The organism is Myceligenerans halotolerans (assembly GCF_054782975.1).
The window spans coordinates 1-21,315 of sequence record NZ_BAAGRL010000026.1; the positions used below are offsets into that span (position 1 = coordinate 1).

A 21,315-nucleotide genomic window follows, 5' to 3' on the forward strand; every position below is an offset into this window, starting at 1 on the left:
CCGCGAGGCACGACTGCCAGACCAAGCAAAATCACGCCTCCACGGTTTCAAGGGATTGCCACCCTTGCCCCGCCCAGGCCGCCGGCCCGACGAGGTCCGCAGGCTCTTGTTCGCGGGCTTCTTACCCAACCCGTCCAACGACGGTGGCCCACCGCTGTTCGACGAATCCAGACCCACCCGCCGTCGCGGCTCGGCGTTCTCCAACGCCAACGCCGCGTTCGACCGCTCCAGATCCACCAGCCGCGCTTCCAGGCGCACCATCATCGCGAGGGCTTCCTCAAGCGACGGCGCGGACACACACCGAACCTACCCCACACCACCCCATCACCGCAGGTCAGCCACTACGCTGAACAGTCACAGATGCCGGGTGATTTTGTCGCTGGTCGCCTCGGAGATGAGCGGTTCCTGGGATGGGCAGAGGCCTATCGAGCATTGCCGTGAGAACGGTGGCTTGCGTGGGTGTTCTATGTTCCCGGTCGGAGACCTGAGGTAGACGCGATTGCAGTCCGCTTGCCGCCTGCAGTCAGCCCCAGCACAACAACACCGATCGCGGCCGCCAGCGCCAGGAACGCCCCTGCATACCCCGCCCCGGCGATCACGAACCCGAGCGTGAACGCACCCGCGCCGAGTCCGCCGTCGTAGGCGATGTTCCAGATGGTGCTGGCTGCGCCATGGTGGCCGGGCCCGAGGGTGCGCATGACGGAGACGAAGGAGTCGTTCTGTGTCGCGCCGAATCCGATGCCGAGCAGGAACGCTCCGAGGAGGAACCACGGGCCGCCGGCCAGGGACACGGCGATGAGGGCGACGCCTGCGGCGCACGTCAGGCCTGCGGGCAGGAGGAGCTTCCCGGTGCCGATCCGGTCGCCCACGGCTCCGGCGGCCAGGCGTGCCGTGACCAGCGCGACCGATGCGGTCAGCAAGGCGAGAGCGATGTCCCGTTTGCCCGGCCCGGCTACCGGGAGGAAGGTGGTCGCGGCGCCGAAGGCGGCCGCGGCGAGGAGGAAGATCCCGATCGGGCGGACGATGTGCCGTGCTGCGGCCAGTGACGCGAACGTGAAGCTCCCGCGACGACGGCCGGGCAGGCCGACGGCGATGAGTGAGCCGGCCAGGGACGCGGCGCCTGCGAACCAGAAGGTGACGTCGAACCCCCAGGTCTGGGCCGCCCAGACACCACCTGGCAGCGCGACCAGGTTGGGTAGGGCCGCCGACGTTCCGTAGAGGGCGGCGGAGCGAGCGAAGCGGCCGCTCGCCGCCAGCTCGCCGACCAGGGTTCCGCCCGCGACGACGACCAGCGCGAACCCCGCACCCCGCGCCACGGACAGCGCGAGGATCGGTGCCAGGTCGGTGGTCAACAGGTAGAGAGGCGTCGGGATGCCCAGAAGCGCGGCGCCCACGACGACCATCGTGCGCAGGTCGAGCAGGCGGAACAGCCACGGCATCGCCAGTTGTGCGGCGACCGTACCGGTCATCATCACGCCGGTAGTGCTGCCCATGGCCGCACTACCGGCACCGCCCTCGGCGGCCCACAGCGGCACGACCGACAGCAGGGCCGCGTAGTTCGTGAGCGCGAGGAAGGTGACGACCAGGAGCACGGTGAAGCCGCGCGACTTGTGAGTCACGTCGCCTGGGTTCCCTGCCGTCGAGGTCGTGGTCATACGGCGAGTGTGGGGCCGCCACGCCGCACGGGACAAGCGAGTTCCGCTTTACCGGGATTCACGCGGGCTGAACGGTGGAAGCTGCTTCAGGGGACAGGGCGCCGGTGTCGGCGCAGCCCGGGACCACGAGACCATACGCCCCATAGTGCGCGGCCCGCTCGCCCGCTCCAAGCCGCGGGCTCGACCGTCACCCGTCAGGGCGCCGTCTGCGTCCGCTGGTGTTCGGCGCCTGAGATTGGTAGTGGAGGTCCGTTGCGGTTCGTCGCGAACCGCAATCGTGCGTCGGCCGGCGTCGGCGAACCGCAGCCTGCGTCCGCCGATCGCCGTCGAACCGCAGCCTGTGTATGCCGACCGCCGCCGAGCCGCAGGGACACGCCGACAACACCGGGAATTGTCGGCGTGTCACTGCGGCTCGGCGACGGAAACCGTTCTCGAACTGCGGTTCGACCGACACTGGCGCACTCAGGGTGCGGTTCGGCCGACACCGGCGGACTCAGGCTGCGGTTCGCCGACGCCAACGAACTCACGGTGCGGTTCGAGCGCAGGGAACCGTCGCGCGGCTGCGGTTGGACCCGTGGGGTCGGCATGACGTTGCGGTTCGCCGGAAACAGCCGGTATGAGATTGCGGTTCGCGACCAACCGCAGCGGACCTCCACCACGAATCTCCGGCGCAGGACGCCAGCTCGTGTTCGGCGCACCCGCCAGTCGGTTTTCAGCACACCCGCTACCCGGTATTCAGCACACCAGGCGCCAGCGTCCGGCCACCCGATCAGCGCGCCCCGGCCCGCCCCCCTCCTCACCACGTCGTCTTCATCGGGCGGTACTTCTCGTCGCTCGGCGGGACGTCCATCGTCTGCAGGGTGAAGCCCATGACGTCGGCGAACACCGGTGCGGCGACGTCGCCGCCGTAGATGCTGCTCTTCGGGGAGCGGAGGAACACGCCGACGGTGTAACGGGGGTCGTCGGCGGGCGCGACGCCCACGAACGACGCCATGTAGGTCTGCTTCCCGTTCTCCAGCCACATCTGTGCGGTACCGGTCTTGCCGGCCACGCGGTAGCCGGGCACGTTCGCGTTGGCGGCGGTGCCGTCGTCGTCGGTCACGGCCTCCATCATGTGCAGCAGGGTGTCGGCGGTGTCGGTGGAGATGACGCGCTCGCCGTCGGGCCGTTCGGCGGCGGACTCGGCGCCCTCGGCGTCCGTCGTCCCGGCCAGCAGCGTGGGCTGCAGGCGGATGCCGCCGTTGGCGACGGTGGAGAAGACGCCGGTCGCCTGGATGGCGTTCACCGCCACGCCCTGGCCGAACAGGATGGTGTCGCGGGTACGCATGTCCCACGTCTCGACGTCGTCGGACGGCATGAGCCCGGCCGACTCGCCGGGCAGGCCGAGGCCCGTCATCTGCCCGAACCCGAACTTCTTCAGGTAGTCCAGGCGTGTCTGGAGCGGGATCTTCTCGCCCGCCATGACGGTGCCCACGTTCGAGGACTCCGCGAGCACGCCCGCCAGGGTGAGGCGTTCGACGGCGTGCTCGTGCGAGTCGCTGAACGTCTGGCCCGTCGGCGCCGTCCACCGGTACGGCACGGTGAAGCGCGAGTTCGGCTTCCAGGCGTCGGTCTCCAGCGCGGCGGCCATCGTGATCACCTTGCCGGTGGAGCCCGGCTCGAACACCGCCGTCACGGCGTTCGACTGCCGCGCCACGGCGGCCGTCGACCGGTCGTTCGGGTCCGGCGCGTCGGAGTCGGCCAGGGCGACCACCTCGCCGGTCCGCACGTCCTGCACGACCGCGATCCCGTAGGCCGCACCCGTCTCGCGGACGGCTTCGTCGACGGCGTCCTGCGCCTTCCACTGCACGTCGTGCACGAGCGTCAGGCGCACGTCGTCGCCCGGCACGGCCGGAGTGTTCTCCTGCTCCGCCGCAGGGATGCGCAGGCCGTCGCGCGAGCGCTCGTACGTCTCGGAGCCGGGAGTGCCTGCCAGCACGTCGTCGTACGCGGCCTCGACGCCGGCCTGGCCGGCCTGCTCCCCGTCGACGAAACCCAGCAGCCCCGCACCCACCGTGCCGGCCGGGTAGGTGCGCTTGCTGACCAGGTCGGTCCGGATGTACGCACGCAGCCCGAGCTCCGCGATCGCGCGCTGGGCGCGCGGCACCACGTCCTTGGCGAGCACGACGTACCGCGACTCGCCCACCAGCTGGGCGGCGAGCTCGGCGTCGGGGATGTTCAGCACGGGGCCCAGGAGCTGGGCCACGCCCAGCGCGCCGTCCTGGACGGCGTCGCCCCGCGAGTCGACGCGGCCGTGCCCGCGGAAGTCCTTGATGGCGACCGGGTCCGCTACGACGGTGTAGCGGTCCACGGAGGTGGCCAGCACGACGCCGTCGGCGTCGGTGATGTCCCCGCGGTGCGCGGGCGTGACGGCGGTGGCCAGGCGGGCCGCCTGCGCGTCCGCGGCCAGCGCCGGACCCTGGATCACCTGCACCTGCACCAGCCGGGCCACGAACACCAGGATGATCACCGCGGTGACGCCGATCAGCCAGCGCTGCCGCACCTCCGGCCGGCCCGGGGCCGGGCGCGTCGGGGTGAAGCGGCGGCCCTCCAGGGGTGCCGGGCGCCGGGCACCGGCCGCGCCCCGCGTCCTCTCGGAGGACGCCCGCCGCTGCTCCGGCGGCGCCTGGAGGCCGAGACGAGACGTGGCGGCGGGCTTCTTGCGGGCGGGCGGGCGGCCGCCCGCCCGCTTCGCGCCCGACCGTTTCCTGGCGCCGTTCGTGCCGGACGGCTTCGCCGCGCCGTTCGTGCCGGACGGCTTCGCCGCGCCCTTCGTGCCGGACGGCGTTGCTGCGCGCTTCGTGCCCGACGGCCTGGCACGCGGCGTCGCGCCCTTCGTCTCCGGCCGCTTCGCCCCCGACCGTTTCGTGCCCGACGACGCCCGCCCGGCCGCCGCCCCGCGCGACGAGTCACGCGGGGCGGACTTCCGGGCGGACGCGGCCTTCGCGGTGCCCTGCGGTGCCGCCCTGGCCCCGCTCGCCCGCCCGGCCGCACCTTTCGAGCCCTTCGACGGCGCGCCGCGCCCCGACGACGCCGTCCCCCGGGGCGCTGGTGAGCGACCGGGCTCGCGCGGCGTCGTCACTTGTCGTTCCCCTGCACCACCTTGCCGGTCTTCACCGAGAGCATGGTCGGGTTCTCGGCCGGGACCATCCCGTACAAGCGCGCGGTGTCGGCGAGGTCCGCCTCGGCCTGTGCGATGTCCTCCTGGAGGCCCTGCACGTCCTGGGCGGTGCGTCCCACGTCGCTCTGGAGCCGCGCCATCTCGTACGAGCCGCGCGCCAGCGTCGTGTTCAGCACGAGCGCGGTGACGAGCGCGCCGAGCAGGATCGTGGCGCACAGCACGAGGAACGGGACCTTGGACCGGGCATGCAGGGGCGCGCGGACGACGTCGAACCGGCGGCCGGTCCGTCCGGCGCCGCCGGGGATCGCCGTCAGCGAGGGCCGGCGGTTCGCCGGGCGCGACGGCGACCGGGTGGGTGCGGTACTGGTCCGCGCGGCGGTGGCGCGTGCTGCGCTCATCGGCGGTCCTCCTTGCGTGCCTGGTGCTTCCGGGGGGTCTCGTGGTCTGCCCGGGCACGCGTGCCGCGTGCCTCGCGCAGATGGTCCGGGGTGGGGCGCAGACGCCGGGCGGCCCGCAGGCGGACCGACGCCGAGCGCGGGTTGCGCTCCAGCTCCGGCCCGTCGGCGGTCTCCGCTCCGCGGGTCAGCGCCTCCAGGTAGGGCTTGTGGGTCTCGGGCTCGACGGGCAGGCCGGGCGGGGCCGACGACGTCGTCCCGCGCTGCAGGGCCCGCTTGACGATGCGGTCCTCCAGCGAGTGGTACGACTCGACGACGATCCGTCCGTCGGTGGCCAGCGCCTCGATCGCCGCCGGGACGGCCCGCTCGAGCACCTCGATCTCGCCGTTCACCTCGATTCGCAGCGCCTGGAACGCGCGCTTGGCGGGGTGCCCGCCGGTCTTGCGGGTCGCGGCCGGGATCGTGGCGCGCAGCAGGTCGACCAGGTCGCCGGAGCGTTCCCACGGCTCGGACTCGCGCCGCCGGACGATCGCCCGCGCGATCCGGGGGGCGAACCGCTCCTCGCCGTAGTCCCGCAGGATCCGTGCGAGCTCCCGCTCGTCGTAGGTGTTGAGCACGTCGGCCGCCGTGTGCCCGCGGGTCGGGTCCATCCGCATGTCGAGCGGCGCGTCCTGGGCATACGCGAACCCACGGTCGGTCTCGTCGAGCTGCAGCGAGCTGACGCCGAGATCCATGAGCACGCCCTGCACGGCGCCCGGGGTGCGGCCGCCGGCGGCGTGGTCGGCGACGACGTCGCCGATCTCGTCGTAGACCGCGTGCACCGGCGTGAACCGGTCGCCGAAGCGCGCCAGGCGCTCGGACGCGAGCCGGAGGGCCTCCGGGTCGCGGTCGATGCCGATCACGCGGGCCGTGGGCACCTGCTCCAGGACGCCCTCGGTGTGGCCGCCCATGCCGAGCGTGCAGTCGACGAGCACGGAACCCGGCCCGGCGAGAGCCGGGGCGAGCAGGTCGACGCAGCGCTGCAGGAGGACGGGCAGGTGCCGGTCCTCCGCGCCGCCGGCGCGTTCCTGGGTCGCGTTCATCATGTCCCGCCCTCCTTCCATTTTCATGCCGTTATCGTTACTTGCCGGATTCTTTTGTTTTGCCCAGGTGCCGAGGGCCACGCCCCGGCGAGCGGGGCCGCCCGGTCAGGTCTCCCTCCGCGCTTCTGGCGCCGGGGAAGTGCGCCAGACCTCGCGGGAGGAGGCCTCACCGGACGGCCGGGAGTCAGATGCCGAGGTCCGAGATCGCCTCGGCGATCCCGGCGTAACCCGCCTCCTTCTCCTCCGAGTAGGCCGCCCAGGTCTCCGCGTCCCAGACCTCCACGCGGGTGCCGACCCCGATCACGACGACGTCGCGACCCAGGCCCGCGTACTCGCGCAGGGGTGCGGGAATGGATACCCGGCCCTGCTTGTCGGGCACCTCGTCCGAGGCGCTCGACAGGAACATCCGCAGGTAGTCGCGCGCCTGCCGGCTCGTCACGGGCGCGGAACGGACCTGCTCGTAGATCCGGCCGAACTCGTCCATCGGGAGCAGGAACAGGCACCTGTCCTGACCGCGGGTCATGACCAGCCCCCCGGCGAGACGACCCCGGAACTTGGCGGGAAGGATGAGCCGGCCCTTCTCGTCGAGCTTCGGGGTGAACGTGCCGAGAAGAAGGCCCAGGCCGGTGAACGCGCCCGCCGGCAACCCGGATGTCGCAGTGTCCACGGCCCGCACCTCCCCTCGCGCTCCCGCGGCCTCCACGCTACTCCACTTTGCTCCACATAGCCTGAGATTTGATCGCGGCAACTCGTGCAGGTAATGTCAATGTGCAGGTCAAGAACATAAAGACGCGGTGGAGGAGTTGCGGAAATCGCGCGTGTTCCCTTCCGGGCCATCCGGGCGCTCGACGCAAAGCGCCGGGGCGGGCGCCCGGAGGTGCCGGACGCCCGCCCCGGCGGACACATGACACGGGGTGGACGACCGGCCGGAACCGGACGTCCACCCCGTGGTCTACGTCGAAGACCGGTCGACGGTCAGGAAGAACCGCAGACGCTGCCTCCGAGACGGATGTCGTCGGCCGACGGCGTGGTGCCGTCCGGCATCGTCGCCACGAAGCCGACCGTCGCCGACTCCCCGGGGTCGAGGCCGGTGTTCCACGACGGCGCCGCGGCCGTGACCGCCGTGCCGTCCTGGTCGACGTCGGCGCCCCAGCCGCTGGAGATCTGGATACCCGCCGCGAACGACCACTCGATCACCCACGGATCCACGGTCTCCGAACCGGTGCTGGTCACCGTGACCTCACCCTGGAAGCCGCTGCCCCACTCGTTCACGACCTGCCATCCGGCCACACAGTCCGGCGCCGGAGCCGTCCCGGTGGGATCGGGGCTCGGTGTCGTCGTCGGCGTGGGAGTGGGTGTCGGAGTGGGCGTCGTCCCGGTGAACTCGCCCATGACGATGCCGCGGCCGTTCGTACCGACGTAGACGCGGCCGTACACGTCCGGGTCGCCGGTGACGACCTGGCCCGTCCATGCGAACTGGTGCTCGTCGTCGTTGATCCGGACCCAGGACGCTCCGGCGTCGTCGGACCGGAACAGGCCCCGAACACCGTCCACCTGCGCCGAGACATAGACCGCCGGGTGATCGAACCCGGGGGCGGGCGCACCGAAGCCGACGGCGTCGGCCTCGTCGACGCCGGCCAAGGCAGCGAACGTGGCGCCGCCGTCGGTCGAGTGCCACAGCCCGTACGGACCGTCGTCGTCGCTCCCGGCGACGAAGATCTCGCCGGACCGTCCCGGCACCGCCCCGAACCGCACGTCCCCGGTCGGCAGGCCGGCGGCGTCGGAGGCCGTGAACGTGGCGCCGCCGTCGTCGGAGGCGTAGAACGTCCCGCCCGCCATGGCGTAGAAGCGCTGCGGGTCGGAGCGGTCGGCCTCGACCCGTGCGCCGGCGGGCACGCCCGACGACGCCGTCCAGCTCGATCCGAGCGTCGTGGACACGTGCACGTCCGCGCCGTCCGGGCTCCACAGGATCCGGGAACCGTCCGCGTTCAGCGCGACGGTGCCCGGCCCCGACACGCCGCCCGGTTCCTGGGCGGCCCACCACGAGTCGCCGCCGGACGTCGACACGCCCAGGTGCCCGGCGCCGTCCTCGTCCGACTCGCCGACGCGCACCATCGTGTCCGGTGCGTCCTGCGCGAAGTCCACGCCCAGCACGCCCGTCTGGTACGGCTGCGTGTAGTGGAAGCGGTCGGGGACGGTGGCGACGTCGTCGTGCACGAAGCCGCCGATGTCGTACATCCCCGAGATGAGGTCGACGTCGCCGGGCGGTGCGGCGAGGTCCTGGACCGCGGTCTCCTCGATGCCCTGGGCGCGGACGCCGATGCCCACGATGCCGCCCTCGTCCCACGCGGTGAGGTTCTCGCCGCCGTAGACCGTGGCGCCGGTGCCGTACAGGAAACTGTCCGAGTCGAACGGGTCGATCTCGAAGGACTCCGTCATCCAGCCGAGCTTGGGGCTGGGGTCGTCCGGCGCGTCCTGGTTGCCGAAGTCGAGCCACGGCGCCCCGGAGATGTCGAGCGAGTAGCGCAGGGTGCGCTCCGGGTAGGCGGCCCATTCCCAGATCGGGCTCCACGTCTCGCCGCGGTCGGTGCTGCGGTAGACCTGGATGTCCGGCCACCACGAGATCTGGCTGACGACCATGATCGTGTCCGGGTCCTGCCGGTCGATCGTCAGGCCCGAGTAGCCGAAGTAGGCGTCCGGGTCGTCCGACGGCACGGGGCTGATCCGCGTCCACGCGCCGGTGGCGGTGTCCATGCGCCACGCGTCGCCGAGCGCGCCGTCGTAGGGGCCGCCCGTGTCCGAGGTCGCCAGGTAGAACTGGCCGCCCGCGGTGTCGAGCACCGCCTTGTGCGGGACGAAGCCCGTGGGCTGGCCGGGCACGCGCTCCCACGTGGCGCCCGCGTCGGTGGAGCGGTAGACGTTGTTCTCCTTGTCGGCGACGCCGACGTAGACGGTGTTGCTCGGACTGCCCGCCGGCGCGCCGGCGGGGTCGAACTCGGCCCACAGCACGCCCTGGTTGCCGGTGAGGTAGTCGTTCGGATCCGACGGGTCGGCGACGTAGTTGCCCGGGTTCGGGAAGTTGCCGACCTCGGACCAGGTGGCGCCGCTGTCGGTGCTGCGCCACAGCCCGTGGCCGCCCTCCGTGCCGAGGTACAGCACGCTCGGGTCGCTGGGGTCGACGGCGAGCCGCTCGCCCATGCCGCGCCCCGGCATGTTGCCGCCCACCTTGAACGGCAGATCGGTCCTGGCCCAGGTCTCGCCCCGGTCCGAGCTGCGCAGGATCGCGCCGTTGTTCGGGTCCCAGGAGTTCGTGTAGGAGCCGACCATCGCGTAGACGTTGTCGGCGTCCGTCGGGTCCGGGGCGATCGACAGGACGCCGCTGTGGCCCCAGTCGTCCCAGCCGACGTGGTCCAGCAGCGGGATCCAGCGACTGGTCCCCGGGTCCCGGCGGTACGCGCCTCCGACGTCGGTGCGGACGTAGGCCAGGCCCTGCTCGGCCTCGCTGTACACGATGCCGGGGACGAAGCCGCCCCCGACGATCTCGACGTTGCCCCACTCGTAGTCGGTCTGCTGCGCGGTCACACTCCGCGCGGCGGACGCGGGCGTGGTCTCGGCCGCGGTGCTCACCGCGGCGACCCCCAGCCCGGTCGCTCCGAGTCCCAACCCGGCAAGGGCTGCGACGACTGGCCGAAGTCTCATCCGTGCTCACCTCTTCGTGCCGACACCTCAGGGGCCGGCCTGGCCCCCGGCGGGCACGGCTCTGTGCCCGGCACGGGCAACGTAGTTGAAGCGCTTCGACGATCGGAGGAAGCTAAACGGTTAGGCCTGCGGGTCGCGCATCCCTCGAGCGACGAGAAGTACCGCCCGATGAAGACGACGTGGTGAGGCGCGGACCCGCCGGGTCAGGATCGTCACAACACCGCTGCGTACGGCAGCCGCGCCCGCAGACGGTAGGTTCTACCCCGTGACATCCCCGCAAGCTCGGATCCGCCCGGATCACGTGACACCGCATCGGGCGAGCGACCTGGCGGCGGCCCTCGGAGCAGCAGTCCCCGACACGGACGCCGAGGTCACGGGCGTCGTCTCCGACAACCGCGCGGCAGGACCGGGAGATCTCTTCGTGGCCCTGCCCGGTGCGCGCGTGCACGGAGCCCGGTTCGCCGCCGACGCCCTCGCGCGCGGCGCCACGGCCGTCCTCACCGACCCCGCGGGAGCCGCGCTCCTGGCCGGGGAGAGCGCACCCGTCGTCGTCGTCCCCGACCCGCGCTCCGCGGCCGGACCCGCCGCCGCCCGCGTGTACGGCACGCCCGCCGAACGGCTCCTCACCTTCGGTCTCACCGGCACCAACGGCAAGACGACCACCACCTACCAGCTCGACCACCTGCTGCGGGCGCTGGGCCGGACGAGCGGCCTCGTCGGCACCGTGGAGACCCGGTCCGGCGACCGCGTGCTGCCCAGCGTCCTGACCACGCCCGAGGCCGCCGACCTGCAGGCCGTCCTCGCCGCGATGGTGTCCGACGGCGTGGACGCGCTCGCCATGGAGGTGTCCTCGCACGCCATCGCCCAGCACCGGGTGGACGGCGTCGTCTACGACGTGGCCGGGTTCACCAACCTCACGCAGGACCACCTCGACTTCCACGGCGACCTGGACACGTACTTCGCCACGAAGGCCGAGCTGTTCACGCCCGCGCGCTCCCGCCGCGGCGTCGTCGTGGTCGACGACGAGCACGGCGCCGCGATGGCCCGCCGCGCCGAGGTCCCCGTCGCGACCCTGTCCACCGGCACGGGCACCCGGCCGCAGGACGCCGGCGCCGACTGGACGGTGTCCGGCATCGCGCCCGACGGCACCGGGTCCGCCTTCACGGTCACCCACCGCGACGGCCGCACCCTGCGCACGCGGACCGCGCTGCCGGGCGGCTACAACGTCGCCAACGCGGCGCTCGCGGTCGTCATGGTGCTGGAGTCCGGGGCCGGCCTCGACGCGGTCGACGCGGCGCTCCGGTCCTCCGGCGGCCTCACCGCCACCGTGCCCGGCCGCATGGAGGTGCTGGCCACCGCGCCGCGCGTCGTCGTCGACTTCGCGCACAACACCGAGGCGCTCGAGCTCGCGCTCTCGGCGCTGCGCCCCACGACGCGGGGCCGGCTGTCGGTGGTCTTCGGCGCGACCGGCGACCGTGACCCCGGCAAGCGCCCCTTCATGGGGGCGGCCGCCGTGCGCGGCGCCGACGTCGTCGTCGTGACCGACGACGACCCGCACGGCGAGGACCGCGCCGCCGTGCGCGCCGCCGTGCTCGCCGGGGCCCGCGAGGCGCTGGCGGGCGCCGGCCGCGACGTCGGGCTGACCGAGATCGCGGACCGGGCCGACGCGATCGCGCGGGCCGTCGCCGAGGCAGCTGCCGCGGACACCGTCCTGATCGCCGGACGCGGCCACGAGACCATCCAGGAGATCGCGGGCGTGGACCACCACCTGGACGACCGCGAGGAGGCCCGCGCCGCACTGGCGAGGCGGCCGGAGTCCGACGTGGTCGGCGCGATGGCGCGAGATCGGTCGCCCGAGGGACCGATCACGCGACGTCCCGCCGACGACGTCGACCATCACCACGAGAGGACAGACGGAGCATGATCGAGCTGACTGCGGCGGAGGTCGCCGCAGCCACCGGGGGGACGCTGCACGGGGAACCGGACGCACGCGTGACCGGACCGGTGGTCACCGACTCGCGGAAGGCGGAGCCCGGTGCGCTCTTCGTCGCGTGGGAGGGCGAGTCCGCTGACGGGCACGCGTTCGTGCCGGCCGCGGTGGCGGCCGGTGCCGTCGTCGTGCTCGCGGCGCGTGAACTGCCCGGCGCCGGCGTGCCCGTCGTCGTGACGCCGGACCCGCAGCGCGCGCTCGGCGACCTCGCCCGCCACGTGCTGGCGCGGGTCCGCGAGGAGAACCCGGACCTGCGGGTGGTGGCGGTGACCGGCTCGGTCGGCAAGACCACCACGAAGGACCTGCTCGGCGCGCTGCTGCGGCCCGAGGGCGCCACGATCGTGCCCGCCGGCTCACTGAACAACGAGGTCGGGCTGCCGATGACGGTGCTGGAGGTCACGCCCGCCACGCGGTTCCTGGTGCTGGAGATGGGCGCCGACGCGCCGCGCAACATCGAGTACCTCACCTCCGTCGCGCCGCCCGACATCGGCGTCGTGCTCGCCGTCGGCGTCGCGCACGTCGGGAAGTTCGGCGGCGTCGACGCGATCGCGCGGACCAAGGGCGAGATGGCGGAGGGCACGCGGCCGGGCGGCACCGTCGTGCTGAGCGCCGACGACATGCGCGTCGCCGCGATGGCCGAGCGGGTCGACCGCGCGGCCGGGACCGCCGTCGTCACCTTCGGCACGATCCCCACGGCCGACGTCCGCGCGCAGGACGTGACGACCGGGCCGGACGGCCGCGCGTCGTTCACGCTGCGGGTGCGCCCGGAGGTGCTCGGACCGGCCGGCTCCGCCCGGAACGGGGCCGACGACGGCGAGCCGTCCCGCGCGGACGGTGTGCCGGCGCCGGAGCCCGCGGAGACACCCGTGTCCCTCGCCCTGGTGGGCGAGCACCACGTGTCCAACGCGCTCGCGGCGACCACGGTGGCGTTGCGCCTCGGTCTCGACCCGGTGACGATCGCCGGCCGGCTGGCCGACGCCGGACCGGCGAGCCCGCATCGGATGGCCGTCACCGAACGGCCCGACGGCATCACCGTGATCGACGACGCCTACAACGCCAACCCGGACTCGATGCGGGCCGGGCTCAAGGCGCTGGCGATCGTGGCCGGGCGCGAGCGGCGGTCGGTCGCCGTGCTCGGCGAGATGCTCGAACTGGGCGACGACTCGCGCGTCGCGCACCACGACGTCGGCCTGCTGGCCGTCCGGCTCAACATCAAGCTCCTCGTCGTGGTGGGCGAAGGGGCGTACCACATTCATGAGGGAGCTACCCAGGAGGGTTCCTGGGGGGAGGAGACGGTGTTCGTGCCGGACATCGAAGCGGCGGCGCACTATCTGGACGGCGAGCTGCGCTCGCGCGACGTGGTGCTGGTCAAGTCGTCACTGGGGGCCGGGCTCTGGCGCCTGGGCGACCACCTCGCCGGAACCGGCGCGCCGATCGCGGCGCCGACCGGGCAGGAGGCCGCCCGGTGATCGCGATCCTGGTCGGCGCGGCCGTCGCGCTCCTCGTGGCCCTGTTCGGCACGCCGCTGTTCATCCGCTTCCTCATCCACAAGAACTACGGCCAGTTCGTCCGCCAGGACGGGCCCACCGCCCACTTCACCAAGCGCGGCACGCCCCAGATGGGCGGCGTCGTGATCATCGTCGGGACGCTCGTCGGTTTCGCGGTGTCGATGATGGTCAGCCAGCGGCTGCCGAGCGTGTCGGCGCTGCTGTGCCTGTACCTCATGGTGGGCCTCGGCTTCATCGGCTTCCTCGACGACTTCACGAAGATCCGCAAGCAGCGCTCCCTCGGCCTGACGGCGCGCGCCAAGCTGATCGGCCAGGGGTTCATCGGAGTCTCGTTCGCGGTGCTCGCACTCGGCTTCCCGAACGAGAACTCCCGCACCCCGGCGTCCACGAAGATCTCGTTCCTGCGCGACACGAACATCGACCTCGCGTTCTTCGGCGCGACCGTGGGTCTCATCCTCTTCGTGGTCTGGGCGAACCTGCTGGTCGCGGCCTGGTCGAACGCGGTGAACATCACCGACGGTCTCGACGGCCTCGCCACGGGCGCCTCCCTCATCACGTTCGGCGCCTACGTGCTGGTCGGCGTGTGGCAGCTCAACCAGTCCTGCCAGCGCTTCGCCGCCGCCGGGCCGAGCTGTTACGAGGTGCGCGACCCGCAGGACCTCGCGATCATCGCCGCCGCGATCATGGGCGCCTGTTTCGGCTTCCTGTGGTGGAACGCGAACCCCGCGAAGATCTTCATGGGCGACACCGGGTCGCTTGCGCTCGGCGGCGCATTCGCCGGCCTGTCGATCCTGTCGCGCACCGAGCTCCTCGCGGTGATCATCGGGGGCCTGTTCGTCATCATCGTGGCGTCCGTCCCGATCCAGATCGGCTCCCTCAAGCTGACCGGGAAGCGCGCCTTCAAGATGGCGCCGCTGCACCACCACTTCGAGCTGTCCGGGTGGGGCGAGGTGACCATCGTCATCCGGTTCTGGCTCATCGCCGGCCTCTTCGCCGCGCTCGGCATGGGCATCTTCTACGCCGAATGGGTGGTGTCGTGACGCAGGGACCGGCGTCGTCCGGTGGAGGGCGCCCGGCGGCCGGCGGCGCAGATGCGGACCGGCCGGTCATCGAACCGGCGGTGCCGCTGGAGCGCGCCCGCGTCGTCGTCGCCGGATACGGTGTCACCGGCCGTGCGGTGGCGGCGGCACTGCGCAGCCGCGCCGCGAGCGTGACCACGGTCGACGCCCGGTCCGACGACGCCGACATCCGCCTCCCGTCCCCAGCGGCCACCGACGCCGCGGCCACGCTGCCGACCGACGACGCCGCCACGCCGTCGGCGACCACGCCATCTCGCCCGGCGGGAGCGCGACCACCCAGTGAAATGGCGTGGTCGCGCGCCGACGACGTTGTCGTGGCGGACGTCGTCGCCGGGGCCGACCTCGTCGTGGCCTCGCCCGGGTGGGCGCCGTCGTCGCCGCTGCTCGTCGCCGCGGGGGCGGCCGGGGTGCCCGTGTGGAGCGAGATCGAGCTGGCGTGGCGGCTACGGGTGGAGCGGGCGCCGTCGGACGGCGCCGGTCCCGGCCCGGCGCAGGACGGAGCGGGGCGCGGCCCCGCGCCCTGGCTCGCCGTCACCGGGACCAACGGGAAGACCACCACGGTCGAGATGCTCGACTCGATCCTCACGTCCGCCGGGCTGCGGTCCGCGGCGGTCGGGAACGTGGGCCGTCCGCTGATCGAGGCCGCGCTGGACCCGGAGCTCGACGTGCTCGCCGTGGAGCTGTCCAGCTTCCAGCTCCACCACACCCACACGATGGCCGTCCAGGCCGCCGCCGTGCTCAACATCGCCCCCGACCACCTCGACTGGCACGGCTCGCTCGACGCGTACGCCGCGGACAAGGGCCGGATCTACGAGCGGGCCCAGGTCGCGTGCGTGTACAACACGACCGACCGGCGCACCGAGGACCTCGTCCGCGCGGCCGACGTCGGCGAGGGCGCGCGGGCGGTCGGGTTCGTCGCCGGTGTCCCCCGGCCGGGCGACGTCGGCCTCGTGGAGGACGTGCTCGTCGACCGCGCGTTCCACCTCGCCGCCGACGACCCCGCACGCCACGGATCGGCCGCCGAGCTCGGCACGCTCGCCGACCTCGCGCACCTGGCCGGCGGCAGCACCCCGCCCGCGCACCTCGTGGCCAACGCCCTCGCCGCCGCCGCGCTCGCCCGCGCCCACGGGGTCCCGGCCGCCGCGGTCCGCGACGGACTGCGCGCCTTCGCGCCGGGCGACCACCGGATCCAGCGCGTGGCCGAGATCGGCGACGTCGCGTACGTGAACGACTCCAAGGCGACCAACGCGCACGCCGCCGCGGCGTCGCTCGCCGGGTTCCCGCACGGCACCGTCGTCTGGGTGGCCGGCGGACTGGCCAAGGGCGCCGACTTCGACGAGCTCGTCGCCACCCGCGCGGACCGGCTGCGCGCCGCCGTCGTCATCGGGGCCGACGCCGCGCCGATCACCGGCGCGCTCGCGCGACACGCCCCCCAGATCCCCGTGGTCCGGATCGATCCCGGCGACACTGGGACAGTGATGCGGCGGGCCGTGTCCGCCGCCCGCGGCCTGGCCCGGGCGGGCGACACGGTGCTGCTGGCCCCTGCCGGCGCGTCGATGGACCAGTTCGCCTCCTACGCGGCCCGCGGCGAGGCGTTCGCCGCAGCGGTGCGCCAGGAGGCGGACCGGGACGGCGCGCACGACGGCGCCGGGCGCCGTCACTGACGAAGCGAGGGGAGCATGGCGACGACGTCGTCGGCCGGACGCGCGCGCGGCGAGCGCGAGTGGCTCGGCCAGTGGAACAACGCCGTGACGAGCTACTTCCTGCTCATCGGCGCCACCGGACTGCTCACCGTGATCGGGCTGGTCATGGTGCTGTCCAGCTCCGCGGTCACGTCCATCGCCGACGGCGACTCCCCGTACCGGGACTTCCTCACCCAGGCGCAGTACGCGCTCATGGGCCTGCCCGTCATGTTCGTCGCGTCACGCGTGCCCGTGCGCTGGTACAAGCGCCTCGCCCTGCCCGCCCTGCTGGTCGCGGTCGCGCTGCTGATCCTCGTGATCTTCCTCGGAGAGATCCGCAACGGGCAGCAGAACTGGCTCGTCCTCGGGCCGGTCAGCTTCCAGCCGTCCGAGCTCGCCAAGTTCGCGCTCGCGCTCTGGCTCGGCACGGTCCTCGGGCGCAAGCACGCCCTGCTGGGCTCGTGGTCGCACGCGATCATGCCCGCGGTGCCGGGCGCCGTCGTCGTGCTCGGGCTGGTACTGGCCGGGGGCGACCTCGGCACGGCGATCACCGTCGGTCTGCTGGTGGCGGGCGCGTTCATCGTGGCCGGCGTGCCCGCGGGGCTGCTGGGCCTGGGCGCCGCGGTGGCCGCCGTCGTCGGCTACGCGTTCGTCGTGCTGCAGGAGAGCCGGGACCGCCTCGACCGCATCCTGGCCACCTACGGCGCCGACTGCGACGTGACGAGCGAGTGCTACCAGTCGCTGCACGGCAAGTTCGGCCTCGGCACGGGCGGGCTGTGGGGCGTCGGGCTCGGCGCGAGCCGCGAGAAGTGGTCCTACCTGCCCGAGGCGCACAACGACTTCATCTTCGCCGTGATCGGCGAGGAGCTCGGCCTGCTCGGCACACTGCTCGTGCTAGGCCTCTTCGCCGTCCTCGGGCTGGCGATGAGCCGCATCGTGCGGCGGCACGAGGACCCGTTCGTCAAGGTCACGACGGCCGCGGTGGCGTGCTGGATCGTCGGGCAGGGACTGGTGAACATCGGGGTGGTCATCGGCCTCCTGCCGGTGATCGGCGTGCCCCTGCCCCTGGTGTCGGCGGGCGGATCCGCCCTCATCACGACGATGGGGGCCCTGGGAATGGTGATCTCGTTCGCACGGACCGAGCCCGGCGCGTCGGAGGCGCTCGCCGCACGCGGTAGCGTCGTCCGCAGATCGCTGGCCGTGCTCGGCGCGGCGACGAGAAGGAAACGATGACGAGGTGGAACTGAGTTGACCCAGACAGACGTCCGGTCGGTGGTACTCGCCGGAGGCGGGACCGCGGGACATGTGAACCCCCTGCTCGCAGTCGCGGACGAGATCCGCCGCCGCGAGCCCGAGGCCCGGGTGCTCGCCCTGGGGACCGCTACCGGCCTCGAGGCCGAGCTGGTCCCCTCCCGCGGCTACGAGCTGCGGCACGTGCCCCGGGTGCCGCTGCCCCGCAGGCCGTCCGCCGACCTGTTCGCGCTGCCCGGCCGGCTGCGCGAGGCCGTGCACGCCGCCGAGGCCGCGATCGAGGAGATCGACGCGCAGGCCGTCGTCGGGTTCGGCGGCTACGTGTCCACTCCCGCGTACCTCGCCGCGCGGCGCAAGGACGTCCCCGTCGTCATCCACGAGCAGAACGCCCGGCCCGGCCTCGCGAACAAGCTCGGCTCCCGCTGGGCCGCGCGGGTCGGCCTGACGTTCCCCGGCACCGCGCTCAAGGGCGGGGTCCTCACCGGCCTGCCGCTGCGCGCCGAGATCGCCGCCCTCGTCGACCAGCGCGCCGCCGACCCCGCCGGGACCCGCGCCCGGGCGGCCGCCACCCTCGGACTCGACCCCGCCCGGCCCACCCTGGTCGTCACCGGCGGCTCCCTCGGCGCACTCAGCCTCAACCGCGCCGTCGGCGGCGCCGCCCGGGCCGTCACCGCCACCGGCGCCCAGGTGCTGCACCTGACCGGCAAGGAGAAGGACGGCCCGGTCCGCGAGCTGGCCGCAGCTCTGCCCGCCGACGCCGCGGCCCGCTACCAGGTGCGCGACTACCTCGCCGAGATGCAGCTCGCGCTCGCCGTCGCCGACGTCGTCGTGTGCCGCGCAGGCGCGGGCACCGTCAGCGAACTGGCCGCCCTCGGCATCCCCGCCGTGTACGTCCCGCTGCCCATCGGCAACGGCGAGCAGCGGCTCAACGCCGCCCCCGTCGTCCAGGCCGGCGGCGGACTCCTCGTCGACGACGCCGACCTCACGGCCGACTGGGTCGCCGGCACGATCCCCGCCCTCCTCGGCGACCCCGAGCGGCTGGAGGTCATGGCCAAGGGCGCCGCGACCGCCGGCATCCGCGACGGCGCCGCTCGCGTCGTCGACCTCGTCGCGGAGGCGATCGCGTGACCCACGCCGCACCCGACCCGGGGCGGGGCCCCGGTCGCGGACCGGGGGGACGCGGCCGCGACGAGACCGCCGGTCTCGGGCGCGTGCACATGATCGGCATCGGCGGCGCCGGCATGTCCGTCGTCGCCCACCTGCTGCACGCCCGGGGCGTGGCGGTGCAGGGCTCCGACGGCGCCGACTCTGCCGCCGTCGCCCGGCTGCGCGCGGCAGGCGTCCCGGTCTGGGTGGGGCACGACGCCGCGCACGTCACCGGCGACGGGGACGGCACGGGCGACGACGCGGCCGGCGACACCGGCCCGGCCGACACCGTCGTCATCTCCAGCGCCGTGCGCGAGACCAACCCCGAGCTGGCCGCCGCCCGCGCCGCCGGGCTGCGCGTGCTGCACCGCTCGGAGGCGCTCGCGGCGCTGATGGCCGGCGGCCGGGGCGTGGCCGTGGCGGGCGCGGCGGGCAAGACGACGACGTCGGCCATGCTCGCCGCCGTGCTGCGCGAGGCCGGGGCCGACCCGTCCTACGCGATCGGCAGCACGGTCCGCACGGCCGACGGCGAGACGCCCGGCGGGCATCTCGGATCGTCGGACATCCTGGTGGCCGAGGCCGACGAGTCCGACGGCTCGTTCCTCAACTACGAACCCGTGGTCTCGGTCGTGACGAACGTGGAGCCGGACCACCTGGACCACTGGGGCACGGCGGAGGCCATCCACGCCGCGTTCGTGGAGTTCGCCGGGCGCCTGGCGCCCGGCGGGACCCTCGTCGCGTGCGCCGACGACGACGGTTCGCGCGCCGTCGCGCGGGAGGTCGCCGCCGGCGGAGGGCGGGTGATCACCTACGGCGAGTCCGACGACGCCGCCGTGCGGATCGCGGATCTGACCACCGCGGCGGACGGTTCCACGGCGACGCTGGACGGTGCGCTGCTCGGGCCGCAGCCGCTGGCGCTGCGGCTGACGGTGCCCGGCAGGCACAACGTGCTGAACGCCACGGCCGCCGTGGTCGCCGCCGTGCTGCTGGGCGTCCCGCCGGCCGACGCCGTCGCCGCCGCCCGGGCCTTCGTCGGTACCGGCCGGCGGTTCGAGCCGAAAGGTGAGGCCGGCGGCGTGCGCGTGGTCGACGACTACGCGCACCACCCCACGAAGGTGGCGGCCCTCCTGGAGGCCGCCCGGACGGTGGCCGCGCCCGGCCGGGTCCTGGTGCTCTTCCAGCCGCATCTGTACTCGCGCACCCGGGACTTCGCCGCCGACTTCGCGCGGGTCCTCTCCCTCGCGGACGAGGTGGTCGTCACCGGGGTGTACGCGGCACGGGAGGACGCGGACCCGGCGGTCGGCCCGCGTACCATCACGGGGCTGATGCCGCCGGACACGGCGCACGCCGTCGACGACATGCACGACGCCGCGCGCGCGGTGGCGGACCTCGCCCGGCCGGGGGACCTGGTGCTCACCGTCGGGGCGGGGGACGTCACGATCCTCGGGCCGGAGATCCTGGCCCGGCTCGCCGAGCGCGCCACGGCCGGGGAACCGCGGGCTGCGGGGAACGCGAGCGGATGAGACAGCCGTCCACCCCGGCGCGGCGGGGGCAGCCTCCGGCGAAGGACCCGGCGCGGGCCAAGAGCCGCGGCGCGGGCGCCTCGGCCGGGGCGGAGCACGAGGAACGGGCGACTCCGGCGCGGACCCCGGGCGGGACCGCCGCGGCGGCGGACCGGCCCGGGCCCCCGACGGGGCCGGTGAGCATGGTCGACAAGCTCGCCGAGCGGGACGCCGAACGCAGGGCCATGGCGCGCACCCGCCTCTGGCGCCGCGTCGCCTGGGCGACGGGCGGTGCGGCGGCGGCCGTGGCGCTGGGCTGGCTGGCCTTCTTCTCGCCGGTGCTGGCGCTGGACACCGAGCGGGTCACGGTGTCGGGCGAGGGCACCACCATCGACGTCGGCGAGGTCCGCGACGAGATCTTCCCCGAGCGCGGCGTGCCGCTGCCCCGGCTCGACACCATCGCGCTGCGCGAGCGGGTCCTGGGGCTGAACGGGGTCAAGGACGTGCGGATCATGCGCGACTGGCCGCGCGGCCTGACGGTCGAGCTCACCTCGCGCGAGCCCGTGGTCGCCGTGCCCGACGGCGAGGGGTACGCGCTGCTCGACGAGGACGCGGTGCGGGTCGGGACCGCCACGTCGGCGAGGAACGTGCCCGTGGTCAGCGTGCCGCTGTCCGACGACCCCGGCTCGCGCGCCGCCCTCTTCGCCGCGCTGGACGTCATGGCGGCGCTGCCGCCGGGGCTCGCCGGCAAGGTCGCGTCGGTCACTGCCGACACACAGGACGACGTGCGCACCCGCCTCGTCGACGGCACCGCGGTGGTCTGGGGGAGCGGCGACCGGCTGGAGCTGAAGGCGCGCGTGGTCACCACCCTCCGCGCGGCGGAGCCGGACGCGCGCATCATCGACGTCTCGTCCCCGGACCTCCCGGTCACGCGCTGAGATCACCCGTGCCGGGGCCGCGCGGGGAGATCGTGCGGGGGATCTCGCGGGGAGATCGCGCGCGGCGAAATCACACGAGTGTGATTCGAGCGTGCATCGCGGCGCGACACGCGCGACGATGTTCTTGGACCGGCAGTGGTACGCACATACCGTCGGAGTCAGCAGCAACGTGACATAACACTAACCCTCTACCTTAACCTGAGACTTTCTCGCGGGACAGGGGGCGGT

Annotated in this window: 14 protein-coding genes and 1 pseudogene; 8 read left to right on the forward strand and 7 right to left on the reverse strand. The window is 73.7% G+C overall.

What is annotated here, in order from left to right; translation table 11 throughout:
• The 7 genes and pseudogenes from ACYVK5_RS17420 to ACYVK5_RS17450 form a co-directional block, all read right to left on the reverse strand.
• Positions 1–297 (reverse strand): annotated as a pseudogene (locus ACYVK5_RS17420) (hypothetical protein); the annotation flags it as partial.
• Positions 298–464: 167 nt separating this feature from the next.
• On the reverse strand, positions 465–1,655 hold the full coding sequence (locus ACYVK5_RS17425) for an MFS transporter (RefSeq protein ID WP_460707224.1): 1,191 nt from the start codon (positions 1,653–1,655) through the stop codon (positions 465–467).
• Positions 1,656–2,451: 796 nt separating this feature from the next.
• Complete coding sequence (locus tag ACYVK5_RS17430) at positions 2,452–4,776, reverse strand: peptidoglycan D,D-transpeptidase FtsI family protein (protein ID WP_460707225.1); 2,325 nt, start codon at positions 4,774–4,776, stop codon at positions 2,452–2,454.
• Positions 4,773–5,213: a hypothetical protein gene (locus tag ACYVK5_RS17435; protein WP_460707226.1), complete on the reverse strand. Its 441-nt coding sequence runs from the start codon at positions 5,211–5,213 to the stop codon at positions 4,773–4,775. Before ACYVK5_RS17435 ends, ACYVK5_RS17430 begins: the two co-directional genes overlap by 4 nt.
• The gene (gene rsmH, locus ACYVK5_RS17440; protein WP_460707314.1) at positions 5,210–6,292 is read right to left on the reverse strand and encodes a 16S rRNA (cytosine(1402)-N(4))-methyltransferase RsmH; all 1,083 of its coding nucleotides are present in this window, start codon (positions 6,290–6,292) and stop codon (positions 5,210–5,212) included. Before rsmH ends, ACYVK5_RS17435 begins: the two co-directional genes overlap by 4 nt.
• Positions 6,293–6,476: 184 nt before the next feature.
• Entirely contained in the window at positions 6,477–6,914 is a 438-nt protein-coding gene (gene mraZ / locus ACYVK5_RS17445) for a division/cell wall cluster transcriptional repressor MraZ (protein ID WP_460707315.1), read from the reverse strand.
• Between the two features lie 353 nt (positions 6,915–7,267).
• Complete coding sequence (locus tag ACYVK5_RS17450) at positions 7,268–9,991, reverse strand: cellulose binding domain-containing protein (protein ID WP_460707227.1); 2,724 nt, start codon at positions 9,989–9,991, stop codon at positions 7,268–7,270.
• 265 nt (positions 9,992–10,256) lie between these two features.
• Here ACYVK5_RS17450 and ACYVK5_RS17455 point away from each other — a divergent pair, with 265 nt between their 5' ends.
• From ACYVK5_RS17455 to ACYVK5_RS17490, 8 genes are all read left to right on the forward strand, one after another.
• On the forward strand, positions 10,257–11,915 hold the full coding sequence (locus tag ACYVK5_RS17455; RefSeq protein WP_460707228.1) for a UDP-N-acetylmuramoyl-L-alanyl-D-glutamate--2,6-diaminopimelate ligase: 1,659 nt from the start codon (positions 10,257–10,259) through the stop codon (positions 11,913–11,915).
• Positions 11,912–13,450 carry a UDP-N-acetylmuramoyl-tripeptide--D-alanyl-D-alanine ligase gene (locus ACYVK5_RS17460; RefSeq protein ID WP_460707229.1) on the forward strand — a complete coding sequence of 513 codons (1,539 nt, stop codon included), beginning with the start codon at positions 11,912–11,914 and terminating at the stop codon, positions 13,448–13,450. The genes ACYVK5_RS17455 and ACYVK5_RS17460 overlap by 4 nt, the downstream gene beginning before the upstream one ends.
• Positions 13,447–14,529 carry a phospho-N-acetylmuramoyl-pentapeptide-transferase gene (gene mraY / locus ACYVK5_RS17465; protein ID WP_460707230.1) on the forward strand — a complete coding sequence of 361 codons (1,083 nt, stop codon included), beginning with the start codon at positions 13,447–13,449 and terminating at the stop codon, positions 14,527–14,529. Before ACYVK5_RS17460 ends, mraY begins: the two co-directional genes overlap by 4 nt.
• Positions 14,526–16,232, forward strand: a complete 1,707-nt coding sequence (murD, locus tag ACYVK5_RS17470) for a UDP-N-acetylmuramoyl-L-alanine--D-glutamate ligase (protein ID WP_460707231.1) — start codon at positions 14,526–14,528, stop codon at positions 16,230–16,232. Before mraY ends, murD begins: the two co-directional genes overlap by 4 nt.
• A gap of 15 nt (positions 16,233–16,247) precedes the next feature.
• Positions 16,248–17,483: a putative lipid II flippase FtsW gene (ftsW, locus tag ACYVK5_RS17475; protein WP_460707232.1), complete on the forward strand. Its 1,236-nt coding sequence runs from the start codon at positions 16,248–16,250 to the stop codon at positions 17,481–17,483.
• A 15-nt stretch (positions 17,484–17,498) separates the two neighbouring features.
• On the forward strand, positions 17,499–18,629 hold the full coding sequence (gene murG / locus ACYVK5_RS17480; RefSeq protein ID WP_460707233.1) for an undecaprenyldiphospho-muramoylpentapeptide beta-N-acetylglucosaminyltransferase: 1,131 nt from the start codon (positions 17,499–17,501) through the stop codon (positions 18,627–18,629).
• 89 nt (positions 18,630–18,718) lie between these two features.
• On the forward strand, positions 18,719–20,170 hold the full coding sequence (murC, locus tag ACYVK5_RS17485; protein WP_460707316.1) for a UDP-N-acetylmuramate--L-alanine ligase: 1,452 nt from the start codon (positions 18,719–18,721) through the stop codon (positions 20,168–20,170).
• Entirely contained in the window at positions 20,167–21,087 is a 921-nt protein-coding gene (locus tag ACYVK5_RS17490; RefSeq protein WP_460707234.1) for a cell division protein FtsQ/DivIB, read from the forward strand. The genes murC and ACYVK5_RS17490 overlap by 4 nt, the downstream gene beginning before the upstream one ends.
• Positions 21,088–21,315: the final 228 nt, after the last annotated feature.

Coding starts and splice junctions, on each gene's coding strand:
- ACYVK5_RS17425 (WP_460707224.1), bottom strand. CDS start 1,655: ATGACCACGACCTCGACGGCAGGGAACCCAGGCGACGTGACTCACAAG.
- ACYVK5_RS17435 (WP_460707226.1), bottom strand. CDS start 5,213: ATGAGCGCAGCACGCGCCACCGCCGCGCGGACCAGTACCGCACCCACC.
- rsmH (WP_460707314.1), bottom strand. CDS start 6,292: ATGAACGCGACCCAGGAACGCGCCGGCGGCGCGGAGGACCGGCACCTG.
- ACYVK5_RS17450 (WP_460707227.1), bottom strand. CDS start 9,991: ATGAGACTTCGGCCAGTCGTCGCAGCCCTTGCCGGGTTGGGACTCGGA.
- ACYVK5_RS17460 (WP_460707229.1), top strand. CDS start 11,912: ATGATCGAGCTGACTGCGGCGGAGGTCGCCGCAGCCACCGGGGGGACG.
- ftsW (WP_460707232.1), top strand. CDS start 16,248: ATGGCGACGACGTCGTCGGCCGGACGCGCGCGCGGCGAGCGCGAGTGG.
- murC (WP_460707316.1), top strand. CDS start 18,719: ATGATCGGCATCGGCGGCGCCGGCATGTCCGTCGTCGCCCACCTGCTG.
- ACYVK5_RS17490 (WP_460707234.1), top strand. CDS start 20,167: ATGAGACAGCCGTCCACCCCGGCGCGGCGGGGGCAGCCTCCGGCGAAG.